The sequence below is a fragment of the Psychrobacter sp. H8-1 genome (genome assembly GCF_904846575.1).
GTDB lineage: Bacteria > Pseudomonadota > Gammaproteobacteria > Pseudomonadales > Moraxellaceae > Psychrobacter > Psychrobacter fulvigenes.
In genome coordinates this window covers 400,303-417,803 of the sequence record NZ_CAJHBG010000001.1, presented here as the reverse complement: position 1 = coordinate 417,803, position 17,501 = coordinate 400,303, and the positions used below count along the sequence as shown (strand labels likewise).

Here is a 17,501-nt window from a genome sequence, read left to right as displayed (position 1 = left end):
TCCAGTGGCTTTTCTCTTGTTATTTATGACCCTTTCTACCTTTTATAAAGGCCAGCTTATGTCACGCACGACGCCCAATCTCAGCAAGCATAATGCCCGACCAGCACATTCTCAGTCAAACCTAACCATCAAGTTGGCGCGATATGTGGGATATTTTGCGATCGGTTATGTGCTTGCTAGCACCTTATTTATGATGATTCAGACCAAAGTTGCCCTCAACTCGCAACTGGTTACAGCGCTTTCCATCTTTTTGGGCGCTTATATAGCAGTCAATAAATTCATTAAGCACCAACAGCGGGCGCTAAATAGAGAAGAGATCAATCGCTTGATGTTCGGCGGTATCCTTGTCGTTTGGTTACTAACGGCTATTTATTTTTCGGCTCTGTGGGTATGGCTCTTTGATGACGCCAATCGTGAAGTATTGATTGAGATGACCTTGCAACAGCCCCTGCCATTAGTGTCGGCACTGGTGATGATATTGGTGCTGACCTTAGTCAGTGCCCGAATCAGTATTTGGGCACTGAATCGCTTACTTGATCCACAACGCAAGATGTCTTGAATCCATAACTCCTACAAGGTGCTACAAAACTTTTGCACTATTTATAAATAAAATCCGTTAGGCTAACTTTAGAGCGTGTTTTAAATAGTGAGTTATTTTGTACTCTTAAGGAGCCTTTATCATGGATATGATTTTTTTTGACAATATAGACAAACTTGGGCGTATTGTCCTAACAGCAGTGATGGTATATGTGCTGATTGTTCTGGCGACCAAGGTATCAGGCAAGCGCTCAACCTCGCAGTTGAACAACTTTGATTGGATCGTGACGGTAATGATTGGCTCATTGGGTGCCAGTACTGTCTTGCTCGAAAACATCCCCTTCATCGAAGGTGCTGCTTCTATCATAGTGCTCTATGTGTTGCAGTTTTTGGTCACCAAGTACGCTTCTATCTCGCCAGCCTTTAGCAGCGTTATTTTATCAGAGCCACGTATCGTGTTTTATCAAGGGCAGTTTTTGCCAGATGCCATGCGTGCTGAGCGCCTGACTCGCCAAGAGCTTGAATGTGCCATGCGCTCTGAGGGCGTGCACAGCTTAAGTGAGATTGAAGCCATTGTTTTTGAATCTGATGCCAAGCTCACCATCATTATCAAGTCTGACAGCGAGCAAGCGACAGATACAGTGTCTGAAACCCTCGCACCGCTCACGGATTGATGAATTTAAAAATATTTAAAGTGTTATTTATGACAAGATAAACTGCATATAGAAATTGAGGAATAAGCGCCGATGAAAGTACGACTCCTAACCGTTGGTAACAAGATGCCTAACTGGGTACAAACAGGATTTAATGAGTACTACAAACGTATTCAGCCCATGCTCAGTACCGAAATCATTGAGCTTGCCGCAGCCAAACGTGCAAAAAACCCTTCTGATGCCAATTTGGCTCAGTATCGGGAACAAGAAGGTCAGACGATATTGGCAGCCCACGCGGCGGCTGGACGTGAACGTCTGTGGGTGCTAGATGTCAAAGGGAAGATGCTGTCGACGGAAGGGCTAGCAGATAAATTGGCCGACGCCATGCAACAAGGGGATGACATTGCCTTGGTCATCGGCGGCGCGGATGGCGTCTCACAAGAGGTGCTGGCGCAGGCAGATATGAAATGGTCATTGTCAGCACTGACTCTACCGCATCCTTTGGTACGTGTGGTATTGATGGAGCAGCTTTATAGAGCCATGAGCATCAACCACAATCACCCTTATCATCGCGGTAATTAGATTATGTTGCATAATTATGCTGACAGTGAAAAATATTCTATATAAGCACAAGAGATTGAAATAACACCAAACGCCCTAATACAGGGTGAATGAGCTATCCAAAACCTATCGAATCGATTCCGTCCTATCAGCACCCTGATGATGCCAATGCTACCTCGCCAATTACTGCTGCAGTAGCATGGGAAGATGCGCCTGCTGGACTGACCAATGCCGCCTCGTTACCAGCGCTGTTCATCTCTCATGGCGCACCAACCTTTGCCATTGAGCAATCCGCAACCACCAGCGCCCTTGCGCGCATCGGTCAAAACCTGCCGAAACCGCGCGCCATCGTGATCATGTCTGCGCATTGGATATCAGCTAAGCTTGAGATTAGCAGTAACCCGAGACCCAAGACTTGGCATGACTTTTCGGGGTTTGACCCCAAGCTTCATGAGCTGCAATATCCAGTGTCAGGCCATCCAGCGCTTGCTGAGTCATTAGCGCAGCAGCTAAGCGCACGTGATATTGCCTGTAGTGTCAATCCAATGCGGGTCTGCGATCACGGCGTCTGGTCACCCCTGCGACATCTGTATCCAGCAGCGGATGTGCCTATCGTACAGATATCCCTGCCGCAGCATTACGATAGTGTCGCCTGCTATCAGTTAGGAGCGCAGCTTGCTCGCCTGCGTAATGAGCAAATACTGATCATCGGCTCAGGTAATATTACCCACAACTTGCAAGCGCTACGTTGGCAGGCTGACAGTATCGATGACGACGCCAAAGACTTTAAACTCTGGCTACTACAACAGCTGAAATCAGATATTCCATCAGCGCTCGATTGGCAACAATATCCCAATTATCAAAACATTCATCCAAGTGATGAGCATCTGCTGCCTTTATTCTTTGCGTTAGGTGCAGGACAGCGCGTCTCTGTCGTCCATGAAAGCATGGCGCATCATAGCTTAGGCATGGACATTTATCGCTTTGATTAAATAAACCCTAAAACTATAATGTCAATAATGTGGGCTATTGCTGTATCTTTGCAAAATTATAATGCTGGGCTAAAAGCCTCAGCCTACAAACAATTATTTTTATCTGGATGTTTATCTAAAAATAGAATGAATTGATTAAAACTATTTTTCAAAAGCATGCTTGGTAAATAAACCCGCCCGCTCCATTTCGCCCGCCAAGCTCAATAGCGTCGTCTCATCATTCATCCGTCCAATCAGCTGCATCCCGATCGGTAAGCCTTTTTTACTCATACCGACTGGCACTGACATTGCCGGCAGACCGGTAATATTGCCCAATAAAGTAAAGGCCATTTTGCCCAGCACCGGGTTACTTAGCTTCTCGATCATCCCTGAGCTAAAAGCATATTTACCCATATTAATGCCTTTGTTGAGCACCTCGGCACTACGCATTAGCATCTCATCCATACGGCTTGGTGGTAGCACGCCATGTTTGACCGCAGGCGTAGGTACCGTCGGGCACAGGATCATATCGTAAGTCTCAAGCAGCAAGCCCGTTTGATACTGGCTTTCATGCCAGCCTTGCTTAGCATGCACCAAATCAACCGCTGACAATGAGCGTCCAAGTAGCGCCATATTATAAGTTTGCGGCTCAAGATTCTGTACATGCTCAGCACCAAAGCAGCGCTCAACATTATCAATGGTAAAAGCCGTGTGTGCACAAACCACCACCATAAAGTCATGCCAAAACTTCTCAATATTAATGTTAGGCTCAGCAAGGGTGACTCGATGACCCATGGCTTCTAGCTGCTTAGCCGTTTGCTCTAGTACCGCCAGTACTTCTTTATCCACCACAGTATTGGCAACCAGTGGCTGCTGATGCAGCGCGATGTTTAGCGGCCGCGGCGCTCGCATTGCCGCCTCCAAGAAGGTCCCGTCAGGTGGTGCGATAACGTAGGGTGAACCGATCTCGCTACCACTGGTTGCATCGAGCATCGCCGCGCTATCTCGGACGCTACGGGTAATGACATGATCGGCAACCGCACCATCCCACCCCTCTGCCAATGCTGGCCCTAATGGGTTGCGACCACGACTTGGTTTGAGCCCGAAGGTACCGCACCATGCAGCGGGAAAGCGTATCGAGCCGCCACCATCGCCTGCGCCTGCCATCGGTACAATACCACTGGCAACGACAGCCGCACTGCCTCCAGAGGAGCCGCCTGAGCTATAGCCTTTTTTGAACGGATTGTGAGTCGGGCCATGTGCTTTTGGCTCAGTCGTGATGATTAAACCGAACTCAGCAGTGTTGGTTTTACCAAAGGTATTAACCCCCGTCGCTTTCATGCGTTTGACGATTTCACTATCATAAGTATTGACCACATTAACGCTACGGCTGCCCATGGTGATAGGCTCACCTGCAAAATAGAATGACAGATCTTTTAGCAGATACGGCACACCATTGAATACGCCTGCTGGTAATCCTGCCTGCGCCGCTTGATAAGCGCGCTCATCAAAACGATGAATAATAGCGTTTAATTTAGGGTCTAATTTATTGGCACGGGCGACTGCCGCCTCTAGCATCTCTTTAGCACTGACCTCGCCAGCATTGACAAGCGCCGCCAGCCCTAGCGCATCATATTGGGTGTATTCTTTGAACATTTTTGCATCCTTACTTAGAATTATTTATGACTCAGTATATCGCTTTACTGAAAGGATAGACAAACACCCTTTTAGGACGTGTAATAAAAAAACGAGCCGCTCTCGCAACTCGCTTTTTCTTCATTCAATCAAACCTAATCTCTACATCAGCAGCTCACGCTTGCCGCTTTTGCCCATGGAGCTGACCAGTCCCGCCTCCTCCATTGAGTCGACAATACGCGCGGCGCGGTTATAGCCGATGCTAAATTTACGCTGAATACTGGAAGCCGACACTTTGCGAGTCTCCATAATAAAAGCCACCGCATCATTATAAGGATCATCATCTTCACCAGATGCACTACCAGTGCTACCAGCGCCAGGACTAGACAATTCAAAATTGCCTGCCATATTATCGATATAGTCAGGCGCGCCGCGCTCACGCCAAGCATCACAAACACGGTTGACCTCTTCGTCACTGACATAAGCACCGTGCACACGGTCAGGCTCAATCTGCCCTGGCCCTAAGAACAGCATATCACCATTACCCAGCATATCCTCTGCACCGCCACTATCCAAGATGGTGCGCGAGTCTACTTTTGAGTTGACTCGTAACGCCGCTCGTACGGGTATATTGGCTTTAATCAAACCAGTAATGACATCTACCGATGGTCGCTGCGTGGCCAGCATCAAGTGGATACCTGCTGCCCGCGATTTTTGTGCAAGGCGGGTGATCAGCTCTTCAGCCTGCTTGCCGACTTGCATGATCATATCGGCAAACTCATCAGCGACAATGACAATCATAGGTAAAGTTTTAAGCTTGGGTGCTTGGTCAATGCTGACATTGTCATTCGGGCGCCACAATGGATCGAGCATTGGCTTGCCAGCTTTTTCAGCCGCGCGCACTTTCTTATTAAACTCGTCTAGCTTTCGCACTTTGAGCAGACTCATCAACTGATAACGGCGCTCCATCTCTGCCACACACCATGACAGACTACTCGCCGCCTCGGTCATATCTGTCACCACTGGCGTCAGCAAATGCGGTATATCATTGTAGTTGGCAAGCTCTAGCTGCTTTGGATCAATCAAAATAAGGCGCAGCTCATTGGGTGTATATTTGAGCAGCATCGATAGCAGCATGGAGTTGACCAATACCGACTTACCAGAGCCTGTGGTACCTGCAACGAGCATATGCGGCGCACGGGCAAGATCAGTAATGATCGGATTACCACCGATATCTTTACCCATTGCCATGCTGATTTGGGCTTTGGGGTCTTTATACTTCTCGGTATTCAGCAGCTCAATGAGGCGTACCATTTCACGCTGCTTGTTAGGCACCTCAATACCGATATATGGCTTACCAGGTATGACCTCCACCACACGCAAAGACGCCATCGATAGCGAGCGCGCCAAGTCACGTGAGATGCCAGTGACCTTACTGGCTTTGACCCCTGCGGCAAGCTCGACCTCAAAACGGGTTACCACAGGCCCTGGAATGGCATTGACCACTTCAGCTTTGACATTGAATTCTTGTAGCTTAATCTCTAACAGCTCTGACAGCTGCTCAAGCTCAGAAACAGTATAGCTTGGCTCACGATTGGGATCTGGCTTGTCGAGAATGGACAACTCTGGAATCGCTGATAGACTGCCACGATACTCCGCTGTTTGCATGGCGCGTGAGCGCTGAGCAAAAGCTGCATCATCGTGAATGTCTGGCATGACAGGTGTGTTTGTATCATCATACTTACTGTCATCGTCTGGCATCATGTCAGTGATGAGATTGCCACTACCGTCTTCTGGCACAGCAAAGCTAATCGTTGGTTTGGACGAGGTTGCCGACTCAGCACTGTTAGTAGGACTGGCAGTTTCTACCGTTGGCGCTGCTTTTGGGTCAGCAGGTGGGGTATTGCTAGGTGTCATATCGACAGATTCAGCAACAGCGGATGTCGGCGTTACGGCAGATTGAACGTCCTGAGCTTGTGCTTCGTTATTACCTGTTGGTTGCTTCGCCAGCACTTGCTGCTGATCATCGGCTTGGCTCGCATCTGAAAAAGCGGTGTTGCGTACGGCTTCATCTACCTCAGCGACAGGCTTGCTCTCAGCTTGAGTGTTACTTTCAGCTTGAGTGGCACTTAGAGTGTTGTCAGTAGCTGCTGATGAAACCTCATGCTCTGCCAACCAAGTACTCGCTAACTCGTCAATTTTAGATGTCATATAGACAGAACTGCTATCTGCGACATTGGTTGCCGCACTAGGTTTAGCCACTTCGTTAATTACAGGATTTTGTATGGTTTGAGCGCTGGCTACTTGCTGACCATCATTAAGCGCAACATTCGGCACAGCATTTGTCTCAATCACTGGCGTTATTTGCATGTCAAGAGTATCAGACTGGGCAGCGTCAGCAGGTATTGGATCAGACGCACTATGACTAGATGCTTGAGCAGCCATCAACTCATTTGACAACAAATCATCAACCATATTGTCATCATTCCAGGCAAAGCTGGGCTCTACTTTGAATGCAGCTGTCGTGGCAGTTGGCTCAGACATGGCAGCTACTCGCGCTGTGTTACTGGTATTCGTATTAGGGGCTGTCTCAGTTGTACTAGCCGATGATGTGTGCGGCGTATCATTCATGGATTTATTAAGAGTCTTTTGAGCGGCGGCAGCCTCAGCCGCAGCATCGGCAGCAAGAGAAGCTTTCACGCTTGCTCCGAGTCCCGACTTTGCCAAAAAATCCGTCAAGACACCACTAAAGCGTCCACTCATGTCTGCTGTTTGGTTATGACTGGCAACTGGCAGCTCAAGTGGTAATTGCTCAAACTCGTTTGCATGCGCCTGAGCATCAGCATCAGCCGTCTCTGCCTCTGATAAGCTTTGGCTCGCTTGCGAATTGTCATACTGACTCTGAGATCTTTCGTCTCTGACCCCAGAGCCAAGCCAAGATAGCGCCGTGAACTTACGATATAGTGCAGTCCAATGGATATTAAAAGCAAAGGTTGCAGTAATAATGACAAACACTGTCAAAAACACCACACTGCCCCACTGGGATAACAGCTGGGCAAGCCGCGCCTGCAACTCAAGCCCGATGATACCTCCCGCCATGCCTTGCAAGCCTGTAACCATCGGATTGGCTACTTGTTGAATGATAGCAACCAGCTGTGCAAATAGAGCGCTACTACTCAATAATAAAAACACGTAAGAGACCAGTCGCAGTAGCCAAAACGTCGGTTTATTGTCCCACCAAATCAAGATAGATTCGTATACCAAAAAAACCAACAACCACCAAGCGCCAAAGCCAAAAAAGCTATATAGCAAATCAGACAGCCATGCGCCAGTAGAGCCTCCCATATTGTTAATGGTGGTCATATCGCTACTAATATGTGACCAACTAGGATCGTTACCAGTATAGGTTAGTAAAATAACAAATAGGTATACTGCTACAATTACCCCAAGAAAGGTAAATATTCCTTTTTTCAAATATTCAATAAGCGCTGCTGATATCACGTAAGATCTACCTTGTTATAAATACTAAATTTTTGCCACTTCATGCTGACATAAAGTGTCAATATAGAAAGTGCTGGCTAAAAAAGCTGAATAGAAAGCGCCGACATAGTAAGTGTTAGCATAACTTCTTATAATAACAAATACATAGGTCAAGTGGCGACAGTGATATAAAGAAACTGTGCAATAAAACACATCAATAACGAATTTATGAATGAGCGGCAAGGTTAAATCCATAAAGTAGCATTATCACCTGATATGTTGTTTGACATCCGCTGTTTAAAACTCGCTGTTTAAAAACAGTACTATAGCCACCATCAATAGAGTGATACCAAGTATGCTTTGATTCTAATAATACCCATATTCGTTTTAGCTAACTTGCGCTTTGTGGTGGCTAGCCTTATGTTAGGGGCTGTATAGAATTCACCTATGGTACTGACAGAGACTATTTTTTAGACAATTTGACGCCAAAAGTATTGAGTTTAGTCGTTCTAAGCACGATATTTTTGGCTATGAAGTGGCAAAAAATAGTCCTGTCTCTGTGAGCTGATGCTAAAATTGCCCCAGACGTTGTTGTAAATCTAGCTAAGGTCTAGACATTACCTTCAATTTACGCCTAGTCTGGAATAGTTTTAGCTATCAGCAGTCTTAATAGATGAATTTTATACAGCCCCTGGTATCACTAATTATTAGAACAATACACCAACCCCTACTTTTAATAAGGAAAATTTATGGCAACTGACAACCTTAGCGCCCCTCAAGAAGCGCGCCACGAAAAACTCATTATTTTAGGCTCAGGCCCTGCAGGCTACGCCGCTGCCGTCTATGCGGCACGCGCCAATCTAAAGCCTGTCATGGTGACTGGTATGGAAGTGGGTGGTCAGCTAACCACAACTACTGATGTCGATAACTGGCCAGGCGACGCTTATGATTTGACAGGTCCTGCCTTGATGGAGCGTATGAAAAACCATGCAGAACGCTTCGGTACCGAACTGGTCTATGATCATATCAATGAAGTGAACCTAAATGAGCGCCCTTTTCAACTAACGGGTAATAATGGCAGCTATACTTGTGATGCATTGATTATCTCAACTGGTGCTTCTGCTCAGTACTTGGGACTTGAGTCAGAAGAAAAGTTCAGAGGTTTAGGCGTCTCGGCGTGTGCCACTTGTGATGGTTTTTTCTATAAAGACCAAAAAGTTGCGGTCATCGGTGGCGGTAATACTGCCGTTGAAGAAGCTTTATACCTATCAAACATTGCTTCTGAAGTCACCTTAGTACATCGCCGTGACAGCTTACGCTCAGAGAAAATACTGCAAGACAAGCTGTTTGAAAAAGCCAAAAATGGCAACGTCAAAATCGAATGGAACCACCAAGTAAAAGAAGTGGTCGGTGATGACATGGGTGTCAATGGCGTAGTGATTGAGTCTACTGAAGATGGCAGCACAAAGCAGTTAGACGTGTTTGGCATGTTCGTTGCGATCGGTCACAAGCCCAATACCGATTTGTTCCAAGATCAGCTAGATATGAAAGATGGCTACATCATTGTCAATAGTGGCCTGAATGGTAATGCGACTCAGACTAGCATTGAAGGGGTATTTGCAGCAGGTGACGTTGCAGATCACGTCTACCGTCAAGCAATCACCTCAGCAGGTACTGGCTGTATGGCCGCGCTTGATGCTGAGAAATACCTAGATGCTATCGGTGAAGCGACTGCCACCGATCATACCTACACCTCCACGTTAACCGCTGATAAGCAAGTCTAAATGGGCGATTTTTCGAACATCAATAGCACCCATATCACGCCTGAGACCTTAAAAAGTCTTGGGCGTTATGACTTTCCAAACCCTGAATCTATCGACCCTGACGGGATTGGGATTGTCGCCATGGGCGGTGATCTAGCACCTGAAACTCTGATTTCAGCCTATGCTCAAGGGCTCTTTCCTTGGTTTAATGAAGATGAGCCGATCGCATGGTGGTGCCCTGAGCCGCGTTGCGTGATGGTGCCAAGCGACTATCAACCGAGTAAATCATTACGTCGCCAAGCCAAAAATGAACGTTGGCAATTAACCCTCAATGAGGCGTTTGACGAAGTTATACACGCTTGTAGCTTACCACGTAGTAATGGACTGCCTGAGGGCGAACATACTTGGATTCATGATGAAATGATCGAAGCTTACACCGAGCTGCATGCTCATGGCTTTGCTCATAGTATTGAAGTTTGGGATGGTGCTGGTCAGCTTATTGGCGGCTTATATGGACTAAAAATAGGCAATATATACTTTGGTGAGTCGATGTTTCACCGTGCTTCCAACGCTTCCAAACTGGCATTTTGGGGCTTGATGCGCTTGTGTGAGCAAAGCAATGTGGCACTGGTAGATTGCCAATTGCCTAATGAGCATTTGATGAGCTTGGGCGCCACAACGATGCCACGTGCTCAGTTTTTAACGCAGCTAAATAGCTTGATAAGTGGTCGTTCTAGCAGATGGCAGCCACATTCTCATAAACCATTGGCGGTTGCTATGCTTAGTACCTCAGAGCCTTGGCAGTCGCAGACTTAGACATGAGATTATATTATGACCGCTGACACCTCGTTTTTGTTGATTGGCGCGCTAGCAAAGCAGGCCAATACTACCAAGGATACCGTTCGTCATTATGACCAATTAGGGCTACTGCGCTCACGCAAACGCCAAGCAGGGTCTCGTTTTTATACCGAGTATCATCCTGAATGTATTGAGCGTATCAAACTGATTAAAAGCGCGCAAATTGTGGGTTTCACTCTCAATGAAATCAAAGACGGTTTCAATGACTATTACACAGGCAAAATCGGTCTTGATGAGCAGTTATGCTTCACGCAGCAAAAGCTAGAGCAAGTCAAAAAACAGCAAGCCAATATCAATCTCATGGTACAGATGCTGACTGACCGCATACACATGCTAGAAGCCTTAAAAGCAGACAACACCGACAGTCTTAGCGCCAATTCGCCTAATAACAAGGAAAGCTATATCCAGTCTCAACAGTGATTTACTCATAGAAAGGCTGTTTGATATGCCTCTGACAAACATCCCTACTTACATAGTCAATTGAAAATAAAACGGTTATAGATTGAGATGCGCTACTGGTATAAATTTTACTTGCGTGCTGCGTTCCCAGAGGCTGCGCAACCTATGTTTTAAAAACTAGCATCCCAGTAGCGCTATGTCATTTTCTATATATTCTTCTTTTTTTCTATATATTCTTTCTATAAATTGCTGCCATATAAAATCTGCATTATTAACGCATCAATCGCTGGTTGCCGCGGCTGCTGATAATATCCTGAGCGCCGATGAATAACGGTAAACCCTTGCTGCTCATATAACGCGATTGCAGGGTCATTATCTGCCCGCACCTCTAATAATAAAGTCTCAACCTTGCAAGCTTGCAACTGCTTATTCAATACAGTAAAAAGCTGTGAGGCAACACCTTGGCGTTGATAGTCAGGGTGAGTACCAATGCGTAAGATTTCTGCTTGCTCAAAGACCACTTGATACAAACAGTAGCCAATCACCTTATTGTTGAAAGCCTTTTCTTCATGCTGTTGAGCATAAACAACAAGCATATTAATACTATCTTGCTCAAGCAATTCAACCAACGTCTGACAAGTCCACGCATCTTGCGGCTGAACAATATCTTCGATAGTCGCTACTGCTTGAATCGTTTGTTCTAGCTCTGATGGTTTGGTTGGTAGCTTTTCGATAGTGAACACAGCTTTTCCTTTTATTATTCTTATTCAAGCACAATTAGGTTCAATAGCGCCTTATTTTATCGTAAATGTTAATCGTTATTCACTTATAGCATTTACCCCTACCCACCTGCATAAAAAAAGCCACCCTTAATCAAGGATGGCTTTTGTTTCGCTACATAACCTCTGTCAGATTACTCTGACTTGGTTAAACTTAGCTAAGTACGTTAGCAACAACACCAGCACCTACAGTACGGCCGCCTTCACGAATAGCGAAGCGTAGGCCTTTGTCCATAGCGATTGGATGGATAAGCTCTACGCCCATCTCAACGTTGTCACCAGGCATAACCATTTCTGTACCGTCTTGTAATTGGATTGCGCCAGTTACGTCAGTGGTACGGAAGTAGAACTGTGGACGATAGCCGTTTAGGAACGGAGTATGACGACCACCTTCTTCTTTTGACAGTACGTATACTTCTGCGTCAAATTTGGTGTGCGGGGTGATTGAACCTGGCTTAGCAAGTACTTGGCCACGTTGAACGTCTTCACGCTTGGTACCACGTAGTAGTACGCCACAGTTTTCGCCTGCACGACCTTCGTCAAGCAGTTTACGGAACATCTCTACACCAGTACAGGTGGTTTTTTGGGTGTCACGGATACCGACGATTTCGATTTCGTCGCCAACGCGGACGATACCTGATTCAACACGGCCTGTAACAACGGTACCACGACCTGAGATTGAGAATACGTCTTCGATTGGCATTAGGAATGCTTTGTCGACGTCACGCTCTGGCTCTGGGATGTAGGTGTCTAGGATACCTAATAACTCTACAACAGCTGGTTGGCCGTATTTGCCTTCGTCGCCTTTTAGGGCTTGGGTGGCTGAGCCTTTTACGATTGGGGTGTCGTCGCCTGGGAAGTCGTAGTCGTTAAGAAGTTCGCGAACTTCCATTTCTACGAGCTCTAGTAGCTCTTCGTCGTCAACTAGGTCGCATTTGTTCATGAATACGATGATGTACGGTACGCCAACCTGACGTGATAGCAGGATGTGCTCACGGGTTTGTGGCATTGGGCCGTCAGTCGCTGATACGACTAAGATTGCGCCGTCCATTTGGGCAGCACCAGTGATCATGTTTTTAACATAGTCGGCGTGACCTGGGCAATCAACGTGGGCGTAGTGACGGGTTTCGGTGTCATATTCTACGTGTGAGGTGTTGATGGTGATGCCACGCGCTTTTTCTTCTGGGGCGCTGTCGATGGCTGCGTAGTCTTTGGCTTCGCCGCCAGAGGTGATGGCTGCTACGGTTGCGATAGCGGCTGTTAGGGTTGTTTTACCATGGTCAACGTGTCCGATGGTGCCGACGTTGACGTGTGGCTTGTTGCGTTCAAACTTGGCCTTTGCCATGGGGTTTTCCTCTTTATTGGTTAATCTTCAATTATCAAAGATTGGTAAATAGCTGTTTGACGGCTTATGACAGAATTAAAACCATCAAACCGTTGACGCTAGGGTGAAACTACTAAATATCGTCTGTTAGACTAATCTATATGGTGCGTTACTGTCTTTTTTCAATCAACTCATCTGTTAAAATATTTTATATGTTTGATAAGCATATAATAACCAATTAACAAACTGACAGCACTAAAAGGCAACACCTCGGTGTTACCTTTGAGTCATTACTTGCCGAGTTAGCGTTATGTTATTCAATATCGGCCAAAACTCTATATCGTTATCCAAGAGGGCTGTTATCAATCTGGTGCCGCTAACTTTTTAGCACAGCGTTTATATCACACCTGAACAACACAAACTTGAACAATAAATGGAGCTCATATTGAGAATTGAACTCAAGACCTCTCCCTTACCAAGGGAGTGCTCTACCGCTGAGCTATATGAGCGTATTTTAAACAAACCCGTAGGTTTTACTAAAAAAAATATCACGAAACAACATATAATAATTGGTTGTCGTGATGAGTTATTTAATCATTCAATAATGCTTTGCAGTCGATGCCACATATATGGAGCGGGTGGCGGGAATCGAACCCGCGTCATTAGCTTGGAAGGCTAAGGTGTTACCATTATACCACACCCGCAATAACTCTTGCGCAGGGTGTCTCTTATAAAAAATATCTTTTATAAAGAGTAGCTCTGTAGTCAGAGTATGCTTGGCGCTATAACAAACTTAAAATATATGGTGGTGGGAGAAGGATTCGAACCTTCGAAGCTTTCGCGACAGATTTACAGTCTGTTGGGTTTGACCGCTCCCCAATCCCACCTAAGGGTGCTTTGAACAAAGTTGACTTTAATATAAAGCAAATTCATAAAAAGCGACTTCGTAAGAAATGGTGCCGACTGCCGGGATCGAACTGGCGACCTACTGATTACAAGTCAGTTGCTCTACCAACTGAGCTAAGTCGGCTTATCTCTTCAAAGTGGTGGCTATTCTATCAAATATTTTGACAGACGCAAGCCCTTTTTTGGTTTTTTCGAGTCTATTTTAATAAAAAAACCTAAACACTTGATTATATTGCCATTTTTTTATCTGATAAACAACACTTTATCTCATTGTTGTCATGTTTTGGATTTTTTTGATCGAGTGCTTAGCGAATACGCAAGCCATCACAGGCCATTTTTACGGCTTTGACCAATGCTAATGCTTTTTTGTTGGTTTCTTCCCACTCAGCTTCTGGCACCGAATCAGCAACTACCCCAGCACCTGCTTGGATATGTATCTTACCGCGGCGCATCACAGCCGTACGAATGGCGATGGCGGTATCCATATTACCATGCCAGCCTAGATACCCTACTGAGCCACCAAACACGGTACGGCGCACTGGCTCAACCTCATCGATGATTTGCATGGCTCGGATTTTGGGCGCACCAGATAAGGTACCCGCTGGAAAAGTGGCACAAAAAACATCAAGCGCATCTTTATCCGCTAAGACAGTACCTTCGACGTTAGAGGCGATATGCATCACCTGAGAATAGCGCTCAATAAACATCTTTTCGGTGACTTTTACGCTGCCATATTCACAGACACGGCCAATGTCATTACGCCCTAAATCAATCAGCATAAGATGCTCAGCGATTTCTTTTTTATCTGCGAGTAGTTCTTTCTCAAGCGCTAAGTCTTCTGCTTCATCACGTCCACGCTTACGCGTGCCAGCGAGTGGGCGCACGGTTACTTTTCCATTTTCGATACGCGATAAGATTTCAGGCGACGCACCTATGATATCAAAACGCTTGTGGTCATCTAAGGTATAGCCATGAACCAAAAACAGATACGGCGATGGATTTAAAAACCGCAATGCGCGATAGACAGCCAGTGAATCGCCTGTATAGTCAGCAGTCAAGCGCTGGGCAGGAACTACCTGCATCACATCCCCTGCTAAGATGTAGTCTTTAATTTTATTGACGTCGCTACAGTACTTCTCTTCACCTGTTTGCGATTTAAACTTTGGCGTCGGCATGATCGGTGCGCTTAAATCTGGCATCTCAGCGAGCTTGTCTTCTATTTTTTCCAGCTCGCGGATAGCAGCTCCATAGCCGTCTTCAGTATGACAATCGGCATACACGATGATAGATAAGGTGTTTTCTAGTCTATCAAAGACAATGACGCTCATCGACAGCATCAGCCACATATCGGGTAGTGACATGGTATTTGGCGCATCAGATAGTCCGACACTGGGCTCAATCACCCGCACCATGTCATAACCAAAGTAGCCAACCAAGCCGCCGCTAAAGCTGGGCAAAGACTTGATGTCTGCAGCTGTTGGCATCTTGTATTCAGCCATCAGTTGACGAATGTAGTCAAAAGGATCCTCAACGGGATTGGTATCAATATGATTGTCTTTTTTGGTGGTCATATTGCCATCTGCATACTGCAAAATAAGATCACTACCGAGACCAATCATTGAGTATCGAGCCCAGCGCTCACCGCCTACCACTGACTCAAATAAATAGGCCGAACCACTCAAATCACGTACCTTTGAAAATACAGACACTGGGGTCTGAGCATCCATCAGGCGCTTTTTGATAAGAGGTGCGTGGCTAAAGCCTTGGGCTTTAAAGGCTTTGTATTCTTCAAAAGTCATCATAATTAAGGCGTCTCTTAGAACAATATGGGCACAAAAACTGTGAAAAAACAGAAAGGACAAGGCAATAACGACCGTCAATATCTCAAATATTGAAAGTACTCAGTCGCTGAATCAACTGTGTTTAGGTCATTGCTTTGATATTAATAATAACTTATGAGTAGCGTATTAAATCATCGTAGGCTACAGGCTATGCTTTGAGCCTTTTCAAAGTGCTGGTTCAAAACCTATAGTCAAGGATTTTTAAAATCGCTACAAGGCGACCGACCGCAGATAGTACACTGAGTACATCTAGGGCGGGTAACACCGTAGCGGTTTAAAAGTACTCCGACTATAGTCTACGACAACAAAGTCAAATAGTTAAGAGTGGAATAAAAATGCTTGCCAGTATATCAAAGCCAGCAAGCATTATAAATAATTAGGATGACTCAGTCATGTACAGTAAAGCCACTTATCAAAAGATCACTTATCAAAAAGTCACTTCAACGTTAGACGAGACTGCTTTAGACAGAGCCTGTGTTAAATAACCATAATGCCAGAGCAATAATGATGATAATCGCAAACACCCAAACAAACCAGCTGCCACTTGATTTTTTCTGTGGCTGCCCAGCATTAGCAGGGTTATTGAGGGCTTGATCTAGCGCATTATTACCTTCGGTACCAATATCCCGAGGCTGTCCTAGATTTGCCGTGCCCGAAAACTGTGCTGTCGCTGCTTGCTTGGCACGCAACACATCAGGATCCGCTTCTTCTTGTAGGGTCGTTGTGGTGGTTTTATCTTGCTCTGGGCTGATTGTAGGCTGCTCAGTACTGGCTTTCTCAGTCACCAACTCTTCGTCTACACTCTTCTCAATGCTGGCTTCAGGCGTCACAACTGCTTGCTCGGTCGTGGTACTTGCGGCAGCAGCTGGCTCTGTTTCGACAGGAGTCGTATCGCGCTTATCAGCCAACACTTCTTCAATCCCAGTTTCTTTAACTACTGGTTCTTCAACAGCTGATTTTTCAACAACAGGATCTGGAGAAACTGGTTCTTCAACCATTGGCTTATCCGCATGAGCATTGCCGACTGGCTCTGCTTTGACCTCATCTACAATAGGCGTGGTCTCTAAACTATCATCAGTTGGTAGGATTTCTTCTACTACTGTTTTCTTAACCACAGGCTCTGGAGAAACAGGCTCTTGTACCACTGGCTCAGCATCTATAGGAGCAGTAGGCTTGAGCGCTACTTGCGACTCGTCAACCACAACATCAGTTACTTCTGTTGGTTGAGCAGCGGTATCAGATTCCGCAGCAGGTGCTATCTCAGTAGCAGGCTCTACCTCAGGCATTGTCTCATCTGATACGATAGGCGCTGGCTGCTGAGTCTCAGTAGCAGCTACAGGCTTACTGACCACAAAGCTAAAGCTTGCAAATCCAACCTTATCATCAGTTTTTAGCTGCTTGGACTTATTGCCTTCGAGACGCTCATCATTAATAAAAGTACCATTAGATGACCCTAAGTCTTTGAGGTATAAATTGCCATTTAATACGCTTAGCAGAGCATGATTACGCGATACCTGCTTACTACCTAGTACCACATTGTTATCACTACCTCGTCCGACTGTGAGGCTGTCACTGACGGTCAAAGTTAGATCGCCAAGCGCTTCTGTTAAGGCGTTGAGCTGCCAAGTCGTTGATTTTGCTGCGACATCTTCTGAGTTATTTGTCATGCTACTGCTCCTTATTATCCATAAATATTTTAAGCTACGATTACTATAACTTTGTAAAACAGTGCTGGCCTACTTCAACTTATAGTATTGTTATTGGCGGCTTTTTTTCAGGCTGTCTATCATATCG

13 protein-coding genes and 4 tRNA genes are annotated in these 17,501 nt (G+C 45.8%); 7 read left to right on the top strand and 10 right to left on the bottom strand.

What is annotated here, in order from left to right; genetic code table 11:
• Positions 1-58: 58 nt before the first annotated feature.
• The 4 genes from JMY01_RS01770 to JMY01_RS01755 all read left to right on the top strand — a co-directional run bounded on the left by JMY01_RS01770 (position 59) and on the right by JMY01_RS01755 (position 2,743).
• Positions 59-559: an ABZJ_00895 family protein gene (locus JMY01_RS01770; RefSeq protein WP_201573964.1), complete on the top strand. Its 501-nt coding sequence runs from the start codon at positions 59-61 to the stop codon at positions 557-559.
• 121 nt (positions 560-680) lie between these two features.
• A complete protein-coding gene (locus tag JMY01_RS01765) occupies positions 681-1,211 on the top strand; it encodes a DUF421 domain-containing protein (RefSeq protein WP_201573963.1) in 531 nt (176 codons plus the stop codon).
• A 72-nt stretch (positions 1,212-1,283) separates the two neighbouring features.
• Positions 1,284-1,772 carry a 23S rRNA (pseudouridine(1915)-N(3))-methyltransferase RlmH gene (gene rlmH, locus JMY01_RS01760; protein WP_201573962.1) on the top strand — a complete coding sequence of 163 codons (489 nt, stop codon included), beginning with the start codon at positions 1,284-1,286 and terminating at the stop codon, positions 1,770-1,772.
• Between the two features lie 89 nt (positions 1,773-1,861).
• Positions 1,862-2,743: a class III extradiol ring-cleavage dioxygenase gene (locus tag JMY01_RS01755; RefSeq protein ID WP_201573961.1), complete on the top strand. Its 882-nt coding sequence runs from the start codon at positions 1,862-1,864 to the stop codon at positions 2,741-2,743.
• Positions 2,744-2,884: 141 nt separating this feature from the next.
• Here the strand turns inward: JMY01_RS01755 and JMY01_RS01750 are convergent, their stop codons facing one another.
• Together JMY01_RS01750 and JMY01_RS01745 are read right to left on the bottom strand one after the other, a co-directional pair.
• Entirely contained in the window at positions 2,885-4,378 is a 1,494-nt protein-coding gene (locus JMY01_RS01750; protein ID WP_201573960.1) for an amidase, read from the bottom strand.
• 141 nt (positions 4,379-4,519) lie between these two features.
• Positions 4,520-7,858 carry a DNA translocase FtsK gene (locus tag JMY01_RS01745; protein ID WP_201573959.1) on the bottom strand — a complete coding sequence of 1,113 codons (3,339 nt, stop codon included), beginning with the start codon at positions 7,856-7,858 and terminating at the stop codon, positions 4,520-4,522.
• A 728-nt stretch (positions 7,859-8,586) separates the two neighbouring features.
• Between JMY01_RS01745 and trxB the strand changes: the two genes are divergently transcribed.
• From trxB to JMY01_RS01730, 3 genes are read left to right on the top strand one after another with little or no spacing between them, the layout of a single operon-like run.
• Positions 8,587-9,621 (top strand): thioredoxin-disulfide reductase, encoded by a 1,035-nt coding sequence (trxB, locus tag JMY01_RS01740; protein ID WP_201573958.1) that lies wholly within the window; start codon positions 8,587-8,589, stop codon positions 9,619-9,621.
• Complete coding sequence (aat, locus tag JMY01_RS01735) at positions 9,622-10,416, top strand: leucyl/phenylalanyl-tRNA--protein transferase (protein ID WP_201573957.1); 795 nt, start codon at positions 9,622-9,624, stop codon at positions 10,414-10,416.
• Between the two features lie 15 nt (positions 10,417-10,431).
• Positions 10,432-10,878: a MerR family transcriptional regulator gene (locus JMY01_RS01730; RefSeq protein ID WP_201573956.1), complete on the top strand. Its 447-nt coding sequence runs from the start codon at positions 10,432-10,434 to the stop codon at positions 10,876-10,878.
• Positions 10,879-11,096: 218 nt separating this feature from the next.
• Here the strand turns inward: JMY01_RS01730 and rimI are convergent, their stop codons facing one another.
• The 8 genes from rimI to JMY01_RS01690 all read right to left on the bottom strand — a co-directional run bounded on the left by rimI (position 11,097) and on the right by JMY01_RS01690 (position 17,374).
• Positions 11,097-11,600 carry a ribosomal protein S18-alanine N-acetyltransferase gene (rimI, locus tag JMY01_RS01725; RefSeq protein ID WP_201573955.1) on the bottom strand — a complete coding sequence of 168 codons (504 nt, stop codon included), beginning with the start codon at positions 11,598-11,600 and terminating at the stop codon, positions 11,097-11,099.
• Positions 11,601-11,790: 190 nt separating this feature from the next.
• Positions 11,791-12,981: an elongation factor Tu gene (gene tuf / locus JMY01_RS01720; protein WP_201573650.1), complete on the bottom strand. Its 1,191-nt coding sequence runs from the start codon at positions 12,979-12,981 to the stop codon at positions 11,791-11,793.
• A gap of 413 nt (positions 12,982-13,394) precedes the next feature.
• A tRNA-Thr gene (locus JMY01_RS01715) sits at positions 13,395-13,469 on the bottom strand.
• A gap of 121 nt (positions 13,470-13,590) precedes the next feature.
• Positions 13,591-13,664 (bottom strand) — tRNA-Gly (locus tag JMY01_RS01710).
• A 99-nt stretch (positions 13,665-13,763) separates the two neighbouring features.
• Positions 13,764-13,847: transfer RNA gene (locus JMY01_RS01705), tRNA-Tyr, on the bottom strand.
• 67 nt (positions 13,848-13,914) lie between these two features.
• Positions 13,915-13,990, bottom strand: a tRNA-Thr gene (locus JMY01_RS01700).
• 181 nt (positions 13,991-14,171) lie between these two features.
• Positions 14,172-15,668, bottom strand: coding sequence for an anthranilate synthase component I family protein (locus JMY01_RS01695; RefSeq protein ID WP_201573954.1), 1,497 nt, complete (start codon positions 15,666-15,668; stop codon positions 14,172-14,174).
• Between the two features lie 500 nt (positions 15,669-16,168).
• A complete protein-coding gene (locus tag JMY01_RS01690; protein ID WP_201573953.1) occupies positions 16,169-17,374 on the bottom strand; it encodes an FHA domain-containing protein in 1,206 nt (401 codons plus the stop codon).
• Positions 17,375-17,501 lie beyond the last annotated feature (127 nt).

Coding starts and splice junctions, on each gene's coding strand:
- tuf (WP_201573650.1), bottom strand. CDS start 12,981: ATGGCAAAGGCCAAGTTTGAACGCAACAAGCCACACGTCAACGTCGGC.
- trxB (WP_201573958.1), top strand. CDS start 8,587: ATGGCAACTGACAACCTTAGCGCCCCTCAAGAAGCGCGCCACGAAAAA.
- JMY01_RS01695 (WP_201573954.1), bottom strand. CDS start 15,668: ATGATGACTTTTGAAGAATACAAAGCCTTTAAAGCCCAAGGCTTTAGC.
- JMY01_RS01755 (WP_201573961.1), top strand. CDS start 1,862: ATGAGCTATCCAAAACCTATCGAATCGATTCCGTCCTATCAGCACCCT.
- rlmH (WP_201573962.1), top strand. CDS start 1,284: ATGAAAGTACGACTCCTAACCGTTGGTAACAAGATGCCTAACTGGGTA.
- JMY01_RS01750 (WP_201573960.1), bottom strand. CDS start 4,378: ATGTTCAAAGAATACACCCAATATGATGCGCTAGGGCTGGCGGCGCTT.
- JMY01_RS01770 (WP_201573964.1), top strand. CDS start 59: ATGTCACGCACGACGCCCAATCTCAGCAAGCATAATGCCCGACCAGCA.
- JMY01_RS01730 (WP_201573956.1), top strand. CDS start 10,432: ATGACCGCTGACACCTCGTTTTTGTTGATTGGCGCGCTAGCAAAGCAG.
- aat (WP_201573957.1), top strand. CDS start 9,622: ATGGGCGATTTTTCGAACATCAATAGCACCCATATCACGCCTGAGACC.
- JMY01_RS01765 (WP_201573963.1), top strand. CDS start 681: ATGGATATGATTTTTTTTGACAATATAGACAAACTTGGGCGTATTGTC.
- JMY01_RS01690 (WP_201573953.1), bottom strand. CDS start 17,374: ATGACAAATAACTCAGAAGATGTCGCAGCAAAATCAACGACTTGGCAG.